This is a genomic window from Mesorhizobium sp. M7A.F.Ca.CA.002.09.1.1 (assembly GCF_003998555.1).
GTDB lineage: Bacteria > Pseudomonadota > Alphaproteobacteria > Rhizobiales > Rhizobiaceae > Mesorhizobium > Mesorhizobium ciceri.
Genome location: NZ_RZRR01000382.1, coordinates 1 through 5,008 on the forward strand (window position 1 = coordinate 1; position 5,008 = coordinate 5,008).

General features: G+C 61.6%; 6 protein-coding genes. 4 read left to right on the top strand and 2 right to left on the bottom strand.

Annotated elements, in window-relative coordinates; all coding sequences use genetic code 11:
• Positions 1-90 precede the first annotated feature (90 nt).
• Positions 91-804: a pyrimidine 5'-nucleotidase gene (locus EN994_RS17445; protein WP_013528482.1), complete on the bottom strand. Its 714-nt coding sequence runs from the start codon at positions 802-804 to the stop codon at positions 91-93.
• Positions 805-964: 160 nt separating this feature from the next.
• On the opposite strand from EN994_RS17445, the gene EN994_RS17450 reads away from it, so the two are divergent.
• The 3 genes from EN994_RS17450 to EN994_RS17460 all read left to right on the top strand — a co-directional run bounded on the left by EN994_RS17450 (position 965) and on the right by EN994_RS17460 (position 3,533).
• Entirely contained in the window at positions 965-1,726 is a 762-nt protein-coding gene (locus tag EN994_RS17450) for a GGDEF domain-containing protein (protein WP_013528483.1), read from the top strand.
• 194 nt (positions 1,727-1,920) lie between these two features.
• On the top strand, positions 1,921-2,097 hold the full coding sequence (locus tag EN994_RS17455; protein ID WP_082826619.1) for a hypothetical protein: 177 nt from the start codon (positions 1,921-1,923) through the stop codon (positions 2,095-2,097).
• Positions 2,094-3,533 (top strand): GMC family oxidoreductase, encoded by a 1,440-nt coding sequence (locus EN994_RS17460; RefSeq protein ID WP_063169723.1) that lies wholly within the window; start codon positions 2,094-2,096, stop codon positions 3,531-3,533. Before EN994_RS17455 ends, EN994_RS17460 begins: the two co-directional genes overlap by 4 nt.
• Before the next feature lie 121 nt (positions 3,534-3,654).
• Here EN994_RS17460 and phhA read toward each other — a convergent pair whose 3' ends face one another.
• Positions 3,655-4,491 (bottom strand): phenylalanine 4-monooxygenase, encoded by an 837-nt coding sequence (gene phhA, locus EN994_RS17465; RefSeq protein WP_063169722.1) that lies wholly within the window; start codon positions 4,489-4,491, stop codon positions 3,655-3,657.
• Between the two features lie 136 nt (positions 4,492-4,627).
• Between phhA and EN994_RS17470 the strand changes: the two genes are divergently transcribed.
• Positions 4,628-5,008: Lrp/AsnC family transcriptional regulator (locus tag EN994_RS17470; protein WP_164745982.1), on the top strand; the 381-nt coding region annotated here is incomplete at its 3' end.

Here is a 5,008-nt window from a genome sequence, read left to right on the forward strand (position 1 = left end):
TTGAAGAATTGAAGAATTGAAGAATTGAAGAATGAAGGGATTGTGGCTCTGCGTTCGGATCAATCCCCAATTCGTCATTTCATCATTTCTTCATTTCCCCTCCCCCCTCTCCACAATCGCCGTCAGAAACCCCGCCAGATCGTCGGTGACGAAATCGACATCATCCTCATTGGCCGGGTCGCGCTCCCATATCTCGGAAAAGGTCGGCTCGAAATTGCGCGGCACGATCAGCACCGTGGTCATGCCGAGCGACTTCGGCACCGAAAGGTTACGGGCAAGATCCTCGAACATCACCGCATTGTGGCCGGTGACGGCGTGGAGTTCGGCGAACTTCTCGTAGGTCTGGCGCGCCGGCTTGGGATTGAGCCCCGCAGCGACGATGTCGAAGATGTCGTCGAAATGGTCGAGGATGCCGAGCTGGCGCGCGGTGCGCTCGGCGTGCCTGCGGTCGCCGTTGGTGAAGATGAACTTGCGGCCGGGAAGCTGGCGGATGGCGGTGCCGAGAACGGGATCGGGCACCAGCCATGAATAGTCGATGTCGTGGACCTTCTCGAGGAAATCGTCGGGGTCGATGCCGTGGCGTGTCATCAGGCCGTTCAGCGTCGTGCCATATTCGCGGTAGAGCTCCTTCTGCAACTTGCGCGCATCGTCGCGCGGCAATGCCAACAGTTCGCCGACATAGGCGGTCATCTTGACGTCGATCTGCGAGAACAGATTCGAATGGTGCGGATAGAGCGTGTTATCGAGATCGAAGACCCAGTCGGTGACATGGGCGAAGCGGGCGGGGTCAGGGAGCGTGGTCATGGACTCCTTATGGCATGAAACGCGCATTCCGAAAGCGACTTTATCCACAACTTCTGCTCGTTGAGGTTGCGTAAATCGTCTCACGATTCAAATTTTAGGCATCTGGGAAAGGTGGCCTTCAGGGCTTGCTGGCAGAGAGGCAGTCTTGTGGGAGCAAGCGATGAACAGCATAATTCTGAGATCCGCCGCCGTTGCTTTCGCCTCAGTCGCGGCCTCTCTCCTGCTGACCCTGATCATCGTTCCGGCCATGGGATTTCCGGTCAACCGGACGATCTGGCTGACCTCCACGCTCTGTCCGCTGGTGCTGGCGTGGGCCGCCAGCGCAAGCACTTTCTGGCAAAGCGACAGGCTGAAAAACGCGCATCGCGATCTCGCCCGAGCCCATGCCCAGCTCGCCGCCGCGCATCGCCGCCTGGCGGAAAAGGCGAGCCGCGACGACATGACCGGCATGCTCAACCGGGAAAGCTTCTTTGCCGCGCTCGACGGTTCGCGCCGCAAGTCCGATCGCGGCGCGCTGCTGATCATCGATGCCGACCACTTCAAGACCATCAACGACAATTTCGGCCACCTGACCGGCGATGACGCGCTGCTTTTGATCGCCAGCGCGATTCAGCGCGGCGTGCGCAGCGGCGATGTGCTCGGCCGCATCGGCGGCGAGGAATTTGGCGCCTTTCTGGTTGGCGCCACCGAGCAGGAGGCCAAGCGCGTCGCCGAGCGCATTCGCCGCGAAGTCGAGCTGATCCGCTTCCGGCCCGTCGACGAGCGGACCATTCCGCTCACGGTCAGCATCGGCGGTACTGTCTGCGGCGAGGAAGCCAGCGTGTCGGAGTTGATGCGCGCCGCCGACCGGCGCCTCTACCAGGCCAAGCACCAGGGCCGTAACCTGACGATCATCGACACCGGCATTTCCGAGGCGGCGTGATCCGATCTGCCGCAACCGGCCTGTTAAGAAAACTCTAACCCTGTTTGCACTCGGTTGTACCGCTTAGCCGGGTTTTCACTGCTTTGCGGCCAGACTTGGCACGATACTGGCTTCCACGGTGATGCATGTGTCGTTCCGGGAATTGCCGTTCTGGGAACGCCATGCAGTGCCGAAGCCCAGCCGAGAGACCAGCCATGAGTTTCATCATCAAGAAAATGTCACGCCGCGCGCTCGTGCAGGCGTTGATCGCATTGCCTGCCCTGTCCTTGTTCCGCAAGCTGCCTGATGCCGATGCCGCCGGTCCAAAGCCCGACCCGAACGAGATCGTCGAGGTCGATGGCTGGATCCTGAAGCGGAGCGACCTGGCATGATCTTCGACAGCTACGAGGCGTATCGCGCTGCGAACTTCACCCCGAAGGTCTGCATCCTCGGCTCCGGTCCGGCCGGCATGACCATTGCCCGCAAGCTTGGCGCGGCCGGCATTCCGGTGGTGGTGATGGAGGCCGGTCCGCGCGAATTCAGCGACGACTCGCAGGACTTTTACCGGGGCAGCACGGTCGGAGATTTCTATTTCGATCTCGACATCACCCGGCTGCGGTTCATGGGGGGCAGTTCCAACCACTGGGCAGGCTGGTGCCGCGTGCTCGACAAGCAGGATTTCGAGCCGAAGGCCTGGGTACCCGATACGGGCTGGCCGATCGCCCGCACCGACATCGAACCCTATCTGCCGGAAGTGCGCGATATTCTCGACCTTCCGGCCCTCCGGCCCGATATGCCGATCTCGGACGACATTCGCTGGGTGCAGCTGATCAAGAGCCCGGCCGTGCGCTTCGCCGAGAAGTTCGGCGATGAACTCGACAAGGCCACGAACATCGCGGTGGTGCTCAACACTTGTGCCACCGAACTTGCCGGCGACGGCAGACGCGTGACTGGCGCCAGGCTGTGGTCGAACGGACAGGATGCCGGCTCGTTCAGCGCTGACTATTTCATCGTCTGCACCGGTGGGCTGGAGAATTCGCGGCTGCTTCTGTGGTCCAACCAGCGCTCGAACGGCGGCGTCGTGCCGAATGCAACTGCGCTTGGCCGCTACTGGATGGAGCATCCGACCTTCGAGGGCGGCAACGCCATCCTGGCCGACTACAACGCGTTCGAGGTCGACGCCGTCAACGAGGCCTTCTTCTCGCCGACGTTTGCCGCCATGGAGCGGCTGCAGATCATGAACTTCGGCATCCGGCTGATCGAGACGCCGTATCCCGGGGTCAAGAGCCTTATCGCCGACCTCGCCTGCACGGCGCCCAGCATGGCGGAATGGATGTCCTACCAGCTCAGTCAGCGACTGCGCTGCGCGGCCCAGCTCTACGTCGCCTGGGAACAGGCGCCGCTGGCCTCCAACCAGATCGAGTTGTCGAAGACCGATGTCGACCATGCCGGCGTGCCGCGCATCGAACTGCACTGGAAGAAATCCGAACTGGAACATCGCACCCTTCTCGAAGGGCTCAGACTGTTCGGCGCAACGCTGATCGAGAAGAATCTCGGCCGCGTGCGCATTGCCGACTGGATCAGCAATGGTCAGGACTATCCGACCAACGACGAGACGGCGGGCCATCACCATATGGGCGGCACGCGCATGGGCACCGACATCAGCAAGAGCGTGGTCGACGCCAACTGCAAGGTGCACGGCATGGACAATCTCTATGTCGGCGGCTCCTCGGTGTTCTGCACGTCGGGTCAATGCAACCCGACGACGACGATCACCGCGCTGGCCTGCCGGCTGGGCGACCATCTCAGCAAGGTGGTCACCGCCTGACGGCTGCAGGGCAGCATGCTGCCTAGGGCAGTTCACCGTTTCACGGAACGGCGATCCGCTCTAACTCTTTGTTTGACGCAATTCCGGACGGAAAACCGTTTCACACTTTTCCTGGAATGCTCTAGAGCGTCGCCGGATCGAGCGCCGGCTGGTCCTTGCGCCGGGCGACGATTGCCGCGAAATCGGCGGTCTGGAAGGCATCGCGCAAGGCGTCGAAGGACGGCAGCACGAAATAGGCGCGCTGGAACTTGTCGATCTCGTAGCCGGTGCGCATCACCGTTTCCAGGTCGAAGGGCACGTGGTGGGCGTCCTTGCCTTCGACGGCGAACTGCAGCTCGGTAAACGACGACATAAGGCCGGCGCCAAAGGCCTTCAGCGGCTGGCCGGCCTCCCGCATCAGGCCATATTCGGCCGTGTACCAGTAGAGCCGGGAAATCATCTCGTCGCCACCCAGCGCGATGATGTCGCCGGCCTTCTCGCCATACATCTGCATGAAATCGGCGAACACCGGTTGCGACAGCGCCGGCACATGGCCGAAGAAATCATGGAACATGTCGGGCTCGACAATGTAGTCGAGCTCCTGCCTGGTCCGCAGCCAGTTGGTGACCGGGAAGCGGCGATCGGCGAGATGGTCGAAAAACGGAGCCGCGGGAATGAGCCCCGGCACCGCGACGATCTCCCAACCGGTCAGTTTGCGCAGCTTGGCGCTGACCTCGTCGAAGTCGGGAATACGGTCGAGCAGGCCGAGTTTTTCGACGCCGTCGAGGTAGGAATGGTGGGCGAGCTTGCGCGTCAGTCTGGTCTGGCGGTCGCACAGCGTGCGCCACACCGCCTGCTCTTCATCGCTGTAATCGTAACCCTGCGACACGGTGAAATCGGCACGGCAGACCGAGTAGTCGCCGCGCAATCCTTGCGCCGCGCAGTCGCGGGCGTATTCGGCAACGCTCATCGTCGTCATGGTTTTTCTCCTCGCAAAGCAAATCGCTGACGTGCTGAACGTTAAGCGGATTTGCGGAGGCGAATCGGTTTTGATGATGGCTCGAATTCGGAAATCGGGATAATATTCACTCAGAAATTCCCAGGAAGGAGTGAAAATGCCTCGATTCGATGATTTCGAGATCAAGATGCTCGATGTCCTGCAGCGCGACGGGCGCAAACCGGTTTCCGAGCTGGCGCAAGAGATCGGCCTGTCGACGACACCATGCGCGCGGCGCTTCGAGGCGCTGCAGGAGGCCGGCATCATCAAGGGATTTGCCGCCGTGATCAGCCGCCGCGCTGTCGGGCTGATGGTCGAGGTGTTCATCCAGGTGCGCCTCGTCAGCCACAGCGACGGCTCGCCCGAAAGCTTCATCGCCGCCGTGCAGCGCATGGACGAGGTTTCCTCGTGCTGGACGATGACCGGCGACCATGACTTTCTGCTGCATGTCATGGTGCCGTCGGTCGACGAGCTCAACGCTTTCGTCATGCACCGGCTG